This is a genomic window from Enterobacter cloacae complex sp. EB5, assembly GCF_031432835.1.
GTDB classification, from domain to species: domain Bacteria; phylum Pseudomonadota; class Gammaproteobacteria; order Enterobacterales; family Enterobacteriaceae; genus Enterobacter; species Enterobacter hormaechei_C.
Genome location: NZ_CP133860.1, coordinates 1,794,314 through 1,809,018 on the forward strand (window position 1 = coordinate 1,794,314; position 14,705 = coordinate 1,809,018).

The 14,705-nt window shown below is 54.4% G+C and carries 14 protein-coding genes; 4 read left to right on the forward strand and 10 right to left on the reverse strand.

The genetic code is table 11. The annotated features are described in order from the left end of the window. Positions 1-41 precede the first annotated feature (41 nt). From wzzE to trxA, 4 genes are all read right to left on the reverse strand, one after another. Positions 42-1,088, reverse strand: a complete 1,047-nt coding sequence (wzzE, locus tag RHN82_RS08570) for an ECA polysaccharide chain length modulation protein (RefSeq protein ID WP_017383601.1) — start codon at positions 1,086-1,088, stop codon at positions 42-44. Positions 1,089-1,101: 13 nt separating this feature from the next. Next, complete coding sequence (gene wecA / locus RHN82_RS08575; protein ID WP_001050933.1) at positions 1,102-2,205, reverse strand: UDP-N-acetylglucosamine--undecaprenyl-phosphate N-acetylglucosaminephosphotransferase; 1,104 nt, start codon at positions 2,203-2,205, stop codon at positions 1,102-1,104. Positions 2,206-2,447: 242 nt separating this feature from the next. Beyond that, positions 2,448-3,707, reverse strand: coding sequence for a transcription termination factor Rho (rho, locus tag RHN82_RS08580; protein WP_001054528.1), 1,260 nt, complete (start codon positions 3,705-3,707; stop codon positions 2,448-2,450). 341 nt (positions 3,708-4,048) lie between these two features. Then, positions 4,049-4,378 (reverse strand): thioredoxin TrxA, encoded by a 330-nt coding sequence (gene trxA / locus RHN82_RS08585; protein WP_006812392.1) that lies wholly within the window; start codon positions 4,376-4,378, stop codon positions 4,049-4,051. Between the two features lie 144 nt (positions 4,379-4,522). Here trxA and rhlB point away from each other — a divergent pair, with 144 nt between their 5' ends. Next, positions 4,523-5,791, forward strand: coding sequence for an ATP-dependent RNA helicase RhlB (gene rhlB / locus RHN82_RS08590; protein WP_006812393.1), 1,269 nt, complete (start codon positions 4,523-4,525; stop codon positions 5,789-5,791). A gap of 6 nt (positions 5,792-5,797) precedes the next feature. Then, positions 5,798-7,282, forward strand: a complete 1,485-nt coding sequence (gppA, locus tag RHN82_RS08595) for a guanosine-5'-triphosphate,3'-diphosphate diphosphatase (RefSeq protein WP_003860828.1) — start codon at positions 5,798-5,800, stop codon at positions 7,280-7,282. 51 nt (positions 7,283-7,333) lie between these two features. Here gppA and rep read toward each other — a convergent pair whose 3' ends face one another. Continuing rightward, positions 7,334-9,358, reverse strand: a complete 2,025-nt coding sequence (gene rep, locus RHN82_RS08600; protein ID WP_047050391.1) for a DNA helicase Rep — start codon at positions 9,356-9,358, stop codon at positions 7,334-7,336. A gap of 85 nt (positions 9,359-9,443) precedes the next feature. Here rep and ppiC point away from each other — a divergent pair, with 85 nt between their 5' ends. After that, on the forward strand, positions 9,444-9,725 hold the full coding sequence (gene ppiC, locus RHN82_RS08605; protein WP_006812396.1) for a peptidylprolyl isomerase PpiC: 282 nt from the start codon (positions 9,444-9,446) through the stop codon (positions 9,723-9,725). Positions 9,726-9,779: 54 nt separating this feature from the next. On the opposite strand, the gene cysE is transcribed toward ppiC, so the two are convergent. From cysE to RHN82_RS08630, 5 genes are all read right to left on the reverse strand, one after another. Further along, on the reverse strand, positions 9,780-10,601 hold the full coding sequence (gene cysE / locus RHN82_RS08610; RefSeq protein WP_022646641.1) for a serine O-acetyltransferase: 822 nt from the start codon (positions 10,599-10,601) through the stop codon (positions 9,780-9,782). A 75-nt stretch (positions 10,602-10,676) separates the two neighbouring features. Then, entirely contained in the window at positions 10,677-11,696 is a 1,020-nt protein-coding gene (gpsA, locus tag RHN82_RS08615; protein WP_047050390.1) for an NAD(P)H-dependent glycerol-3-phosphate dehydrogenase, read from the reverse strand. Beyond that, positions 11,696-12,163 (reverse strand): protein-export chaperone SecB, encoded by a 468-nt coding sequence (secB, locus tag RHN82_RS08620; protein WP_003860835.1) that lies wholly within the window; start codon positions 12,161-12,163, stop codon positions 11,696-11,698. Before secB ends, gpsA begins: the two co-directional genes overlap by 1 nt. Positions 12,164-12,194: 31 nt before the next feature. Continuing rightward, positions 12,195-12,446: a glutaredoxin 3 gene (grxC, locus tag RHN82_RS08625; protein WP_003860837.1), complete on the reverse strand. Its 252-nt coding sequence runs from the start codon at positions 12,444-12,446 to the stop codon at positions 12,195-12,197. An 11-nt stretch (positions 12,447-12,457) separates the two neighbouring features. After that, positions 12,458-12,889: a rhodanese-like domain-containing protein gene (locus RHN82_RS08630; RefSeq protein WP_003860840.1), complete on the reverse strand. Its 432-nt coding sequence runs from the start codon at positions 12,887-12,889 to the stop codon at positions 12,458-12,460. Between the two features lie 248 nt (positions 12,890-13,137). On the opposite strand from RHN82_RS08630, the gene gpmM reads away from it, so the two are divergent. Further along, positions 13,138-14,682: a 2,3-bisphosphoglycerate-independent phosphoglycerate mutase gene (gene gpmM, locus RHN82_RS08635; RefSeq protein ID WP_047050387.1), complete on the forward strand. Its 1,545-nt coding sequence runs from the start codon at positions 13,138-13,140 to the stop codon at positions 14,680-14,682. Positions 14,683-14,705: the final 23 nt, after the last annotated feature.

Below are 14,705 nucleotides of genomic sequence, written 5' to 3' on the forward strand. Positions count from 1 at the left end.
TTAGACGATGAAGGCCGCAGCCTTCATCGTAGACGGCGTTCTTAGTTTGTGCGGCGACGCAATAACGCTACGCCAGCGCCAGTCAGTGCGCCCACAATCCCCCACATGATCATCAGGAATGCGCGACGCGGACTATCGCGTTTTACAGGCTCTTCAGGCGTTCTTAAATAACGATAGGTCTGAAAACGCGGGTCCAGCGTTGGACCGACGTTGAGCGTATTGAGCATGGCGCGGTTTTGGTCGTAATCAAGGTCAAAGTCAGGGCCAACGGCCTGGATATTTTCCAGACGCGCCTGAAGCATTGGGCGACCAAGAAGGAACATTTCTGAATCCGGGAGCTCGTCAGCCGGAACATCCGTTTCGCTACGGGAAATATTGTGCTGTTCCGCAATCTTGAGCGCCTGCTCAAGATTATGCACGCGACGGGCGAAGATGGCCTTAGCGACCTCTTCCTGACGTTTGACCTGCGCTTTCATCTGGATAGTACGCGCAGCCCAGGCGCCTTTCAGCTCGTCATTCAGATGACTGGCCGCGCGCTGGCTGGCAAAAGCAACGTACTGACGCAACAGGTTATTGGCGTCCGGCGCCGTTTCCGCAATCAGCTTCACGCTGTCGCTAACGTTACGGAGCACATCGCCAGGCATAAACTGAATGTTATTAATCAGGTCATCAAGCAGCGCGGCATCCGCTTTGCTGTTACCGACCATGCGCTGCTTGTAGTAGTCCGTCTGGGACCAGAAATCGCGACGTGTATCCCACGACGCCAGCTGCATCACAAACTCTTTGTAGGATTCATCCATCACCGAGGCCTGATCCGGGGTCGCCAGATTGGCCTTGATATCAAGATTACGCAGGAATTGCTGCTGGGAGTAGTAGCCTCCAAGCATATTCACCGTTGGTCGGTCTGTGATCGCCGTGGCGCTCCACTCTTGTTTTGCAAAGAAGGTGTAGGCAAGCGCTAACAGCGCGAACCCCAGGGCAATTCCCACAATCCACAGTTTGCCCTGCCATAACACGCGAAACAAACCACGAATATCCAGCTCGTTCTCAGTGCCCACTGATTTCGCTCCCGCCAACGGTTGAGTCATCATAGTCCCGGTTTTACTTAGTTAATGTTGTGTTTTTGCCACTGTTCCGACGCATCCTGCGTTTTAAACGTTTAATAAAACGCGCGACTTTCCATGCACGCTTGATGCAGTAACCGTACATGAAAAATGCTAGCAAGAATAATACCAACATTACCCATTCAGGAATGAAATGTGCGTATTCCGCGGCAACGCCAATCGCAGCCAGAATAGCAGCCGCAAGCGTAATCAACACAAATGCCTGACGAGACGTGAAGCCGGCGCGCATAATCAGATGATGAATATGCTGCCGATCGGGAGAAAACGGGCTCATCCCTTTACGCAGACGGCGGTACATAATAGCGACCATGTCCATCAGCGGGATGGCGATAATCCAGAGAGCCGTTACCGGGCTGATAGGGTGCGTTTTACCCTGCGTGGTTTCCAGCAGGACCCAGATAACCGTAAAGCCAATCAGGGTACTGCCCGCATCGCCCATAAAGACTTTATAGCGACGCCCTAATACGCCCAGGTTCAGGCAGATGTAAGGCAGGATGGCGGCAATCATGGCAAAGCACCACATTGACAGGCTGTACTGGCCGTCAAACCATAAAATGATGCCGATAGCGCCAAACGAAACAGAGGACAGCCCACCGAGCAGACCGTCTATACCGTCAACCATGTTAAAGGCGTTGATAGCCGCCCACACGGCAAACAGCGTCAGGAAGAAGCCGAATGGCCCAAGCACCAGCTCCCAGGGACCAAACACGTAGCCCAGGCTTCTGAGATAGAGGCCGCCTACCACCATCATAATGATGCCAATGGCCGCCTGTACCGTCGCGCGGAACTTCACGCTGATATCAAAACGATCATCAAGGGCGCCGACCAGTACCAGCACACCGGCACATGCCAGGTAGAGTGCGGCATGGGGGATATAGTAATCCGCGATCCCGAATGTGAAACAGATGCCTGCGTATACCGAAATGCCGCCCACCAGCGGAATAAGCCCCTGATGACGTTTACGGAAGTTCGGTTTGTCCACTAACCCAATTCTTTTTGCTACCTTGCGCGCAATGAACAAAAAACAGGTTGTGAATAAAAAAATACTGATCAGCTCAGTTACTGCAGTGAGTAGATTCACAATGGATTGCTCTCAACAAATGTTAGTCCCGGAAGTATAACCATGAAGCCTCTGCCTCAGAAGGATTAAAGATGGCTTCTCACAACTCCCTTTGTATGTTTTTCAATCAATTATTTCTTTGACTGTGCAAACCTTCTTATTGTCGCACCGACAGGTCAAAATTGGGAGTGTGTGGTAATAGCGTATAGTCCATAAATAAAAAACGCCACGTAAAAACGTGGCGTTTACTGGGATTATTTGCGTTACGAGCGTTTCATCATGTCGAAGAAATCGTCGTTCGTTTTGGTCATCGCCAGTTTGTTAATGAGGAATTCCATTGCGTCGATTTCGCCCATTGGATGGATGATTTTCCGCAGGATCCACATTTTCTGAAGCTCTTCCTGAGTGGTAAGCAGCTCTTCTTTACGGGTACCGGAACGGTTGTAGTCGATCGCCGGGAAGACGCGTTTTTCTGCGATTTTACGAGAAAGGTGCAGTTCCATGTTGCCTGTACCTTTAAACTCTTCGTAGATAACTTCGTCCATTTTGGAGCCGGTATCGATCAGCGCCGTCGCGATAATGGTCAGGCTACCGCCCTCTTCCACGTTACGCGCAGCACCGAAGAAACGCTTCGGACGATGCAGGGCGTTGGCATCCACACCACCGGTCAGTACTTTACCGGAAGCAGGCACCACGGTGTTGTAGGCACGCGCCAGACGGGTGATGGAGTCGAGCAGGATGATCACGTCTTTCTTGTGCTCAACCAGGCGTTTCGCCTTCTCGATAACCATTTCCGCAACCTGAACGTGGCGAGAAGCAGGCTCGTCGAAGGTAGACGCAACCACTTCCCCTTTCACCAGACGCTGCATCTCGGTCACTTCTTCCGGACGTTCGTCAATCAGCAGCACCATCAGCACACAGTCTGGATGGTTGTAAGCAATGCTCTGCGCGATGTTTTGCAGCAGCATGGTTTTACCGGCTTTTGGCGGCGCCACAATCAGACCACGCTGGCCACGACCAATTGGCGATGCCAGATCCAGCACACGCGCAGTTAAGTCTTCAGTAGACCCGTTACCACGCTCCATGCGCAGGCGAGAGTTCGCGTGCAGCGGCGTTAAGTTCTCGAACAGGATCTTATTGCGGGAGTTTTCCGGTTTGTCGTAGTTAACTTCGTTAACCTTCAACAGCGCAAAGTAGCGTTCACCCTCTTTTGGAGGACGAATCTTACCTGAAATGGTGTCACCAGTGCGGAGGTTGAAACGGCGGATTTGGCTAGGGGATACGTAGATGTCGTCAGGGCCGGCGAGGTAGGAGCTGTCTGCGGAGCGGAGGAAACCAAATCCGTCTTGCAGTATCTCCAGCACACCGTCGCCAAAGATATCTTCGCCACTCTTAGCGTGCTGCTTCAGGATGGCGAAAATGATGTCCTGCTTGCGCATACGAGCCTGGTTTTCCAGTCCCATATTTTCGCCGAGAGTGATCAGCTCAGAAACCGGCGTATTCTTTAATTCGGTAAGATTCATAATGGTGTGGGTTCTTAAACTCGGGGTGATTCTCGAACTTAATGTTGTGAATGGTATGGCAGGGTCATCCATGCCTGTTTAGCGGCCATCACCTCATGTCTGTTCGCTGTCTGGTCACAGGGAAAGAACGCAGAACTGAAACGACAAGACGGATTGAGTGACAAGCCCGGAATCTAGCAACTTCACGCACTGTTTAAGTTAACAACGGGAAGTATCGGGTAAAACAAGATTCAAACAACAAGATATGTTTAAAACGTAGTCATAGCTAACTTAGCACGACTAAAGCCGGGCGTCCAGATCTCGCCGTTAATTAGGCGCTCTGGACGCTCAGCTGAGAAACCTTACGCCAGGTTAGCGTCCAGGAACTCTTTCAGTTGACCTTTGGACAGTGCGCCCACTTTAGTCGCCGCCACGTCACCGTTCTTGAACAGCAGCAGGGTCGGGATGCCACGGATACCGTATTTTGGCGCGGTGCCCGGGTTCTGGTCGATGTTCAGCTTGGCAACGGTCAGTTTGCCCTGATATTCGTCAGCGATTTCATCCAGAATCGGAGCGATCATTTTGCAAGGACCACACCATTCAGCCCAGAAATCAACGAGGATCAGCCCGTCAGCTTTAAGTACGTCCGTGTCAAAACTGTCGTCAGTCAGGTGAATAATTTTATCGCTCATATATAACTCCACAGGAATAAGCCTGGTACGTTGGTTTTGTCTCCACCAACGACGTGTTGATGTCGCATTAACCAACTAAAGGTTGACTTTATTTCACCGGATACGCTTTCGTAAAGCAATAGTAAGCTGATATTCTACCACACTATGAGCAAAACACATTTAACAGAACAGAAGTTTTCCGACTTCGCCCTGCACCCAAAGGTGATCGAAGCCCTTGAAACTAAAGGGTTTCATAACTGCACGCCCATTCAGGCTCTCGCCCTGCCGCTGACGCTGGCCGGTCGCGACGTTGCAGGGCAGGCGCAAACCGGTACTGGCAAAACGATGGCGTTTTTAACGTCAACGTTTCATTATTTACTTTCTCACCCGGCGATTGCAGACCGCAAAGTTAACCAGCCGCGCGCGCTAATTATGGCCCCGACGCGAGAACTGGCGGTACAGATCCACGCAGACGCTGAGCCCCTGGCGCAAGCCACCGGCCTGAAACTTGGCCTGGCCTATGGTGGCGACGGCTACGATAAACAGCTGAAAGTGCTGGAAAGCGGCGTCGATATCCTGATTGGGACCACCGGCCGTCTTATCGACTACGCCAAACAGAACCATATCAACCTCGGCGCAATCCAGGTCGTGGTGCTGGATGAAGCAGACCGCATGTACGATCTGGGCTTCATTAAAGACATCCGCTGGCTGTTCCGCCGTATGCCTGCGGCAAACCAGCGTCTGAACATGCTGTTCTCCGCAACCTTGTCATACCGCGTACGTGAACTCGCATTCGAGCAGATGAACAATGCGGAATATGTGGAAGTAGAACCGGAGCAGAAAACCGGGCACCGCATTAAAGAAGAGCTTTTCTATCCTTCTAATGAAGAGAAAATGCGCCTGCTGCAAACCCTGATCGAAGAAGAGTGGCCGGATCGCGCGATTATCTTCGCGAACACCAAACACCGCTGTGAAGATATCTGGGGTCACCTGGCGGCAGATGGTCACCGTGTGGGCCTGCTGACCGGCGACGTGGCGCAGAAAAAACGCCTGCGCATTCTCGACGAATTTACTCGTGGCGACCTTGATATTCTGGTCGCGACCGACGTGGCGGCCCGTGGCCTGCACATTCCAGCCGTGACGCACGTCTTTAACTATGACCTGCCAGATGACTGTGAAGACTACGTACACCGTATCGGTCGTACCGGTCGTGCCGGCGCAAGCGGTCACTCCATCAGCCTTGCGTGTGAAGAGTATGCGCTGAATCTTCCGGCCATTGAGACCTACATCGGTCACTCTATTCCACAGAGCAAATACAATCCGGACGCGCTGTTGAGCGAGCTGCCGCCACCTAAGCGCCTTACCCGTCCACGCTCCGGCAATGGTCCGCGTCGTTCCGGCGGTGCACCGCGTAATCGTCGTCGTTCAGGTTAAGAAAATATGCTCAGCTCCACCTCGCTTTATGCGGCAATTGATCTCGGTTCGAATAGTTTTCATATGCTGGTTGTGCGCGAGGTGGCGGGAAGCATACAAACGCTGACGCGCATTAAGCGCAAGGTCCGCCTCGCGGCGGGCCTGAGCAGCGACAATCACCTCTCCCCGGAAGCCATGGAACGTGGCTGGCAGTGTCTGCGTCTGTTTGCAGAACGTTTGCAGGATATCCCGCTCAGTCAAATTCGCGTTGTTGCCACGGCGACCCTTCGTCTGGCGGTTAACGCTGGCGATTTCATTGCCAGAGCACAGGAAATTCTGGGCTGTCCGGTGCAGGTCATCAGCGGTGAAGAAGAAGCGCGTCTGATTTATCAGGGTGTGGCGCACACGACCGGCGGCGACGATCGCCGTCTGGTGGTCGATATCGGTGGTGCCAGTACCGAACTGGTCACGGGTACAGGCGCGCAGGCGACGTCGCTCTTCAGCCTGTCGATGGGCTGTGTGACCTGGCTGGAACGCTACTTTACCGATCGAAACCTTGCCAAAGAGAATTTTGACGAGGCGGAAAACGCGGCGCGCGCGGTCCTGCGCCCGGTCATGGACGAACTGCGCTATCACGGCTGGAAAGTGTGTGTCGGCGCGTCCGGGACCGTTCAGGCGTTGCAGGAAATCATGATGGCACAGGGAATGGACGAGCGGATCACGCTTGCCAAACTCCAGCAGCTTAAACAGCGCGCCATCCAGTGTGGTCGTCTGGAAGAGCTTGAAATAGAAGGGCTGACGCTCGAACGCGCGCTGGTTTTCCCCAGTGGGCTCGCCATTCTGATCGCCATTTTTACTGAACTGAATATCCAGTGTATGACTCTGGCAGGCGGTGCGTTGCGCGAAGGTCTGGTCTACGGAATGCTGCACCAGTCGGTCGATCAGGACATCCGTAGCCGTACGCTGCGTAACGTTCAGCGCCGCTTTATTGTGGATACCGACCAGGCACAGAGAGTGAGTCAACTGGCGTCACAGTTTGCCGATCAGGTGAAAAAAAGCTGGGATATTGAACCGTTAAGCCGCGATCTGTTGCTAAGCGCCTGTGCGCTACATGAAATTGGTCTCAGCGTGGAGTACAAGCAGGCACCGCTGCACGCGGCCTGGCTGGTGCGTAATCTCGATTTGCCGGGCTATACGCCCGCCCAGAAGAAGCTGCTGGCTACCCTGCTGCTAAATCAGACTAACGCCGTCGATCTCTCTTCCCTTCACCAGCAGAACGCTGTGCCGCCGCGCGTGGCGGAGCATCTGTGCCGTCTGCTTAGGCTGGCGATCCTGTTTGCCAGCCGGCGTCGTGATGATTTGCTGCCAGCCATTACGCTGGCGGCAGACGATGAGAAACTGACGCTGACGCTGCCGGAAAACTGGCTTGAGGATCATCCGCTTGGGGCGGAACTGATTGAGCAGGAGTACCAGTGGCAGAGCTATGTGCACTGGGCGCTTGATGTGAAGTGACCCTTTGAAGCGTGCCGGGTGGCGGCTTTGCCTTTCCCGGCCTGCAAATAGTTATCCCTTCTCTTTGGCTTTTGCCAGCATTGCGCGAATGTTTGCCACGTTTGCCTGCCCTTTGTGCATACGCTCTTCAGCGGTAATGACTTTACGCTCCTGCTCCCAGATAAGATCGTCCTGAGGCAACTCAAGCAGAAAACGGCTCGGCTCCGGGCGCACCAGCTCACCATACTGACGGCGCTCTTTGCACAGCGTAAACGTCAGCTCTTTCTGCGCACGGGTGATCCCCACATAGGCCAGACGGCGCTCTTCGTCGACGTTATCTTCATCAATGCTGCTCTGGTGCGGCAATAGGCCCTCTTCCATCCCCACCAGATAGACATACGGGAACTCCAGCCCTTTCGAGGCATGTAACGTCATCAGCTGAACCTGATCGGCCTCTTCTTCGCTTTCGCCGCGCTCCATCATATCGCGCAGCGTGAAGCGGGTGACCACCTGCGTCAGGGTCATGGGCTCGTCAATCTCAGATCCTTCAAGCATTTCGGTCATCCAGCTGAAGAGCTGGTTAACGTTTTTCATGCGCATCTCGGCTGCTTTCGGGCTGGCGGAGGTTTCATACAACCAGGATTCGTAATCAATGCCGTGGATCAGATCGCGCACAGCTGCCACCGGCTCGCGCTCAGCCAGACGCTGCACCTCACCCAGCCAGTGGGTAAAGCGGGTTAAGGCGTCATAACCGCGCCCAGTCAGGGTCTGGCTCAGCCCCATATCGAAGCTGGCGGTGAACAGGCTTTTGTTGCGGGTCATCGCCCATTCACCCAGCTTTTGCAGCGTCGCAGAGCCAATCTCACGTTTCGGCGTATTCACGATGCGCAGGAAAGCGCTGTCGTCATCCGGGTTGGTCAGCACGCGCAGATAGGCCAGCAGATCCTTGATTTCCGGACGCGAAAAGAACGACGTACCGCCGGAGATTTTGTAGGGAATGCGGTTCTGCATCAGCATCTTTTCAAAGACGCGCGACTGGTGGTTTCCGCGATAGAGGATCGCGTAATCCTTGTATTCCGTTTTGTTGACGAAGTGATGGGCAATCAGCTCGCCCGTTACGCGCTCCGCTTCGTGCTCTTCGTTGTTGGCGCTGAGCACTTTCAGCTCTGTACCGTAACCCAGTTCGGAGAACAGGCGCTTCTCAAAGACGTGCGGGTTATTGGCAATGAGGATGTTCGCCGCCTTCAGGATACGCCCGGAGGAACGGTAGTTCTGCTCCAGTTTAATCACCTGCAACGCCGGGAAGTCTTTGCTCAGCAGCACCAGGTTTTGCGGACGTGCGCCACGCCAGGAGTAAATCGACTGATCGTCATCGCCTACGACGGTAAAGCGTGCACGCAGCCCTACCAGCAGCTTCACCAGCTCGTACTGGCTGGTGTTGGTATCCTGGTATTCATCCACCAGCAGGTAACGAATTTTATTCTGCCAGCGCTCGCGTACCTCTTCATTCCGCTGAAGCAGCAGCGTCGGCAGCAGGATCAGATCGTCGAAATCCAGGACGTTGCAGGCTTTCATGTGCGCGTCGTACAGACCGTAGCAGTGGGCAAAGATGCGGTCGCGCTCGCCTTTAGCGCTTGCCGCTGCCTGGGCCGGCGTCATCAGATCGTTTTTCCAGTTCGAGATCGTCGAGATCAGCTGTTGCAACAGCACTTTGTCATCTTCGATCAGCCCTTCCGTCAGCTCTTTAAGCAGCGCCACCTGGTCGGTGTCATCAAAGAGAGAAAAGTTGGACTTCATGCCCAGCGCCGCGTATTCGCGCTTGATGATATCCAGACCCAGCGTGTGGAAGGTAGAGATCATCAGCCCGCGCGCCTCTTTACGGCCCAGCGTCTGGCCGACGCGCTCTTTCATCTCACGCGCCGCTTTGTTGGTAAAGGTGACCGCCGCGATATGGCGCGCCTGGTATCCACAATCCCGAATTAAGTGGGCGATTTTGTTGGTGATCACGCGTGTTTTACCGGATCCCGCTCCCGCCAGCACCAGGCAGGGTCCGGTGACGAATTCGACAGCTTGTTGTTGTCCGGGGTTTAAACGCATAAATGATCACTCAATGAAAGTCGGGAGAGGAGGAAAAACGCGTGGTAGTATACCGATCGTAAACTAGTCGACTCAAGGCACGATCATGGCAAAAACAGCAGCAGCACTGCATATCCTTGTTAAAGAAGAGAAACTGGCACAGGATCTGCTCGAACAGATTAAAAACGGCGCCGACTTCGGCAAACTGGCGAAGAAACACTCGATTTGCCCGTCAGGCAAACGCGGTGGTGACTTAGGCGAGTTCCGCCAGGGCCAGATGGTTCCGGCGTTTGATAAAGTGGTCTTCTCCTGCCCGGTGCTGGAGCCAACCGGCCCACTGCATACGCAGTTCGGCTATCACATTATCAAAGTGTTATACCGCAACTAATCAAAAGCCCGGTGCATTGACTCACCGGGCTTTTTTATTTGGCTGTTCCGGGGTTCAGATGCCGTCGCCGTATTCGAAGGTGTGGTGAATACCGTTGAAGTGCTGATCCATATCCATCGACGGCTTATCGCTGTCTGGCTTACCGACGATGCGCGCCGGGACGCCAGCGGCGGTGGTATGCGGCGGTACGGGCTGAAGCACAACCGACCCCGCGCCAATCTTCGCGCCGCGTCCGACTTCAATATTGCCGAGGATTTTAGCGCCTGCGCCAATCATCACCCCTTCACGAATTTTCGGATGGCGATCGCCGCTGGTTTTACCGGTACCGCCCAGCGTAACGGATTGCAGGATCGACACGTCATCTTCGATCACCGCCGTTTCCCCGACAACAATGCCGGTGGCGTGATCGAGCATGATCCCGCGGCCAATTTTCGCCGCCGGGTGAATATCGACCTGGAAGGTCACGGACACCTGGTTTTGCAGGAAGATGGCCAGCGCGCGGCGTCCCTCATTCCATAACCAGTGGCCGATGCGGTACGCCTGTAAGGCATGAAAGCCTTTGAGATACAGTAGCGGCGTGGAGTATTTATCCACCGCCGGGTCACGCGTGCGCACGGCCTGAATGTCGCAGGCGGCAGAAGCAATCATTTCCGGATCTGCGGCGTAGGCCTCTTCCACCACCTCGCGAATCGCAATAGCAGGCATGATAGGGGAAGCCAGTTTATTGGCGAGCATATAGCTCAGGGCGCTGCCGAGATTTTCGTGCTTGAGTAGCGTCGCGTGATAGAAACTGGCCAGCATGGGCTCACAGTCGGCCAACGCTCGGGCTTCGGCTTTAATATTATTCCAGACGATATCCAGTTCTTCACACGGCATTGCTTGCTCCAGACGATAGTTAATGACCAGCCACTTCTGCGCTGGCTGGGTCATTCAGGTGACGATACTTCCCGGCTAATTGCTGCTGCGCTCGTCCTTGCGCGCACGACCTAATAAGGTCAATGCTGCCTCGCGCGCATTTTTTCCGCAATACAATACCTGATAAATTTCCTCGGTTATTGGCATTTCGACACCGAAACGGTGCGCCAATTCGCGAACTTCTTTGGTATTGCGATAGCCTTCAACCACCTGACCAATCTTCTCCTGCGCGCTTTTTACATCGCTGCCCTGTCCGAGCATCATGCCAAAGCGGCGGTTACGCGACTGGTTGTCGGTGCAGGTCAGCACCAGGTCGCCCAGCCCTGCCATCCCCATAAAGGTGGCCGGATCGGCACCCAGCGCTTCGCCCAGGCGGGACATTTCGGTCAGGCCACGGGTGATCAGCGCAGTACGCGCATTCGCGCCGAAACCGATGCCGTCAGACATCCCGGCCCCGATGGCAATGACGTTCTTCACCGCGCCGCCCAGCTGCACGCCGATAAAATCGGGATTGCTGTACACGCGGAAGCTTTTGCCGCAGTGCAGCAGTTGCTGAAGATCGTCGGAAAATGCCTGGTCGGTGGACGCCAGCGAAATCGCCGTCGGCAAGCCCGCAGCCAGCTCTTTGGAAAACGTCGGCCCGGAGATCACCGCCAGCGGGATCGCTGTTCCCAGCGCTTCGCGGGCAACGTCCTGCAACAGACGTCCGGTTTCCGCTTCCAGCCCCTTCGTCGCCCATACAATACGCGCATCCGCACGCATCAGCGGCTTAATCTGACGCAGGACTTCGCCAAACACGTGGCTTGGCACCACAATCAAAATATTGCGGCTGGCCGCCAGCGCGGTCGCGAGGTCGCTTTCCAGATACAGAGAGTCAGGGAACGGAACGTCCGGGAGAAACGCCACGTTGCAGCGGTCGTGTTGCAACGTCGCGATATGTTTTGGATCGTGGCCCCACAGGACCACGTCGTGACCATTTCTTGCCAGCGTGATGGCAAGAGCGGTGCCGTAAGAGCCGGCACCGATCACAGTCATTGACGCATTAACAGTGCTCATCAGGCATCCTGATGTTGTTCGGCACCTTCGCCAGCCTGCTGCTGTAGATAGTTCATGAACAGCGCATCAAAGTTTACTGGCGCAAGGTTCAGTTGCGGGAATGTACCGCGAGAAACCAGGCTGGTGATGCATTCACGCGCATACGGGAACAGGATGTTCGGGCAGTATGCACCCAGGCAATGTGCCATCTGGTTGCCTTCGATGCCGCCGATGGAGAAGATACCGCCCTGCTGAACTTCGCACAGGAATGCAGTCTCTTCGCCCAGAGAGGCGGTCACGGTGACACGCAGTACGACTTCATACACATCATCCGCCAGCTGGGTGGATGCGGTATCCAGATCAAGTTTAACCTCTGGCTGCCAGTCTTTCTGGAAAACGTGCGGCGCATTTGGCGCTTCGAAAGAGACATCCTTGGTGTAGATGCGCTGGATCTGGAAAGTCATCTCGGTGTTATTTTGTTCTGACATGGAAAAACCCTTTTTAATTGTCCTAAAGTCTCTAGCTCAGCAGCGGATCGAGTCCACCACGGGCGTCGAGCGCATACAAGTCATCACAGCCGCCAATGTGCTGCGCATCAATAAAAATCTGTGGAACCGTTGTGCGACCACTGCGTTGGATCATCTCTTCGCGTTTAATCGCGTCACCATCGATCGGCAGTTCCTTGAACGTTACGCCTTTGCTGGACAGCAGCGCTTTCGCTCGGTGGCAGAACGGGCACGTTGCTTTGGTGTAGATCTCAATATTGGCCATCACTTAACTCCTTATTTACCGCGCACTAAAGGAAGATTTTCCCCGCTCCAGCCGGAGATGCCTTCTTTCAGCACCGTTACGTTTTCAAAGCCTGCTTTATGCAGTGCGTTGGCAGATTCCTGCGCCTGCATGCCTGTGCCGTCAACAACGATAATCGGCTGGGCTTTATGCTTCTCCAGCTCACCAATGTTGTTCGCTTTAATTTCCGCTGGCAGCAGGTTGATAGCACCTGCAATATGGCCCTTGCGGAAATCGTCGCGCTGACGCAGATCGACAACCACGGCGTCCTCTTTGTTGATCAGACGTGTCGCTTCACCGCGGGTGATCACCTTAATTTTAGACGTCAGTCCCTTAAATGTGGTGAACAGTACAGCGACCAGCAGGCCAATCCACGCGATGCTCAGAACCGGGTGGCGGCTAACGAATTGCATAATTTCTTGCATGGGGGGTAACAACTCCCGACTAAGTGATTAAAAAAACCAGGACAGGAGTATACCTGTGCGCTGTGGCAAATACAGCCAGCGACATAAAGCTAATCTATTTTCTGCGGCATGCCACGTAAAAAAAGCCTCAAAATGGCCTGAGAACAGCCTTGCCCCCGCGCTTTCTTTGATCTTCTGCGGCTATTTTATCGATTCAGCTGTAGTAAAATTACGCAAATTTTTTGTCTCTTGAGCATGAGGTTGTCGCAATGTCGGTTTCTAAAAAACCTATGGTACTGGTGATTCTGGATGGCTATGGCTACCGTGAAGATCAACAGGATAACGCCATTTTCAACGCCAAAACCCCGGTTATGGATGCGCTATGGGCAAAACGTCCCCACACCCTGATTGATGCGTCTGGCCTGGAAGTGGGTCTGCCGGATCGTCAGATGGGCAACTCAGAAGTGGGTCACGTTAACCTGGGTGCGGGCCGTATCGTTTATCAGGACCTGACGCGCCTGGACGTTGAAATCAAAGAACGTACATTCTTTGCCAACCCAACGCTCACCGGAGCGGTTGATAAAGCCGTTGCCGCAGGCAAGGCCGTTCACATTATGGGTCTGCTCTCTGCGGGCGGCGTTCACAGCCACGAAGATCACATCATGGCGATGGTAGAACTGGCCGCTGAGCGCGGTGCGGAAAAAATCTATCTGCACGCTTTCCTAGATGGTCGCGATACGCCGCCACGCAGCGCAAAAGGTTCTCTTGAAGCGTTTGAAGATAAATTTGCCGCACTGGGCAAAGGCCGCGTGGCGTCCATCATTGGCCGTTACTATGCCATGGACCGCGACAACCGCTGGGACCGCGTTGAGCAAGCCTATGATCTGCTGACCCTGGCAAAAGGCGAGTTCCAGTTCCCGACCGCCGTTGAAGGCCTGGAAGCGGCTTACGCGCGTGATGAAAACGACGAATTTGTGAAGGCAACCGTGATCCGCGCTGAAGGCCAGGCCGATGCCGCCATGGAAGATGGCGATGCGCTGATCTTCATGAACTTCCGTGCTGACCGCGCGCGCGAAATCACCCGCGCCTTCGTCAACAGCGATTTCGACGGTTTCGCCCGTAAGAAAGTGGCGAAGATCGATTTCATCCAGTTGACCGAGTATGCAGCGGATATCAAAGCCCCATGCGCGTATCCACCCGCTTCCCTGGAAAATACCTTCGGTGAGTGGATGGCGAAAAACGACAAAACGCAGCTGCGCATCTCCGAAACGGAGAAGTATGCGCACGTGACCTTCTTCTTTAACGGCGGTGTAGAAGAGCCGTTTAAAGGCGAAGACCGCATCCTGATTAACTCGCCGAAAGTCGCCACTTACGATCTCCAGCCAGAAATGAGCTCTGCGGAGCTGACCGGAAAACTGGTGGCCGCGATCGAAAGCGGTAAATACGACACCATCATCTGTAACTATCCGAATGGCGACATGGTGGGCCACACCGGCGTGATGGAAGCAGCCGTTAAAGCGGTTGAAGCGCTGGACCACTGCGTTGAGCAGGTTGCGAAAGCGGTTGAATCCGTGGGCGGCCAGCTGCTGATCACCGCTGACCACGGTAACGCAGAACAGATGCGTGACCCGGCAACCGGTCAGGCGCATACCGCCCATACCAACCTGCCTGTTCCACTGATTTATGTGGGTGATAAATCAGTGAAAGCAGTGGAAGGCGGCAAGCTTTCTGACATCGCGCCAACCATGTTGTCGCTGATGGGTATGGAAATCCCTGAAGAGATGACTGGCAAGCCGCTGTTCATCGTGGAATAATCGCTCCCCATGAGGGGAAAGGC

What these genes read in the sequence shown, in the direction of transcription:
- wzzE (WP_017383601.1), bottom strand. Translation starts at nt 1,088, where the DNA reads ATGACTCAACCGTTGGCGGGAGCGAAATCAGTGGGCACTGAGAACGAG.
- rho (WP_001054528.1), bottom strand. Translation starts at nt 3,707, where the DNA reads ATGAATCTTACCGAATTAAAGAATACGCCGGTTTCTGAGCTGATCACT.
- trxA (WP_006812392.1), bottom strand. Translation starts at nt 4,378, where the DNA reads ATGAGCGATAAAATTATTCACCTGACTGACGACAGTTTTGACACGGAC.
- rhlB (WP_006812393.1), top strand. Translation starts at nt 4,523, where the DNA reads ATGAGCAAAACACATTTAACAGAACAGAAGTTTTCCGACTTCGCCCTG.
- gppA (WP_003860828.1), top strand. Translation starts at nt 5,798, where the DNA reads ATGCTCAGCTCCACCTCGCTTTATGCGGCAATTGATCTCGGTTCGAAT.
- rep (WP_047050391.1), bottom strand. Translation starts at nt 9,358, where the DNA reads ATGCGTTTAAACCCCGGACAACAACAAGCTGTCGAATTCGTCACCGGA.
- ppiC (WP_006812396.1), top strand. Translation starts at nt 9,444, where the DNA reads ATGGCAAAAACAGCAGCAGCACTGCATATCCTTGTTAAAGAAGAGAAA.
- cysE (WP_022646641.1), bottom strand. Translation starts at nt 10,601, where the DNA reads ATGCCGTGTGAAGAACTGGATATCGTCTGGAATAATATTAAAGCCGAA.
- gpsA (WP_047050390.1), bottom strand. Translation starts at nt 11,696, where the DNA reads ATGAGCACTGTTAATGCGTCAATGACTGTGATCGGTGCCGGCTCTTAC.
- secB (WP_003860835.1), bottom strand. Translation starts at nt 12,163, where the DNA reads ATGTCAGAACAAAATAACACCGAGATGACTTTCCAGATCCAGCGCATC.
- grxC (WP_003860837.1), bottom strand. Translation starts at nt 12,446, where the DNA reads ATGGCCAATATTGAGATCTACACCAAAGCAACGTGCCCGTTCTGCCAC.
- RHN82_RS08630 (WP_003860840.1), bottom strand. Translation starts at nt 12,889, where the DNA reads ATGCAAGAAATTATGCAATTCGTTAGCCGCCACCCGGTTCTGAGCATC.
- gpmM (WP_047050387.1), top strand. Translation starts at nt 13,138, where the DNA reads ATGTCGGTTTCTAAAAAACCTATGGTACTGGTGATTCTGGATGGCTAT.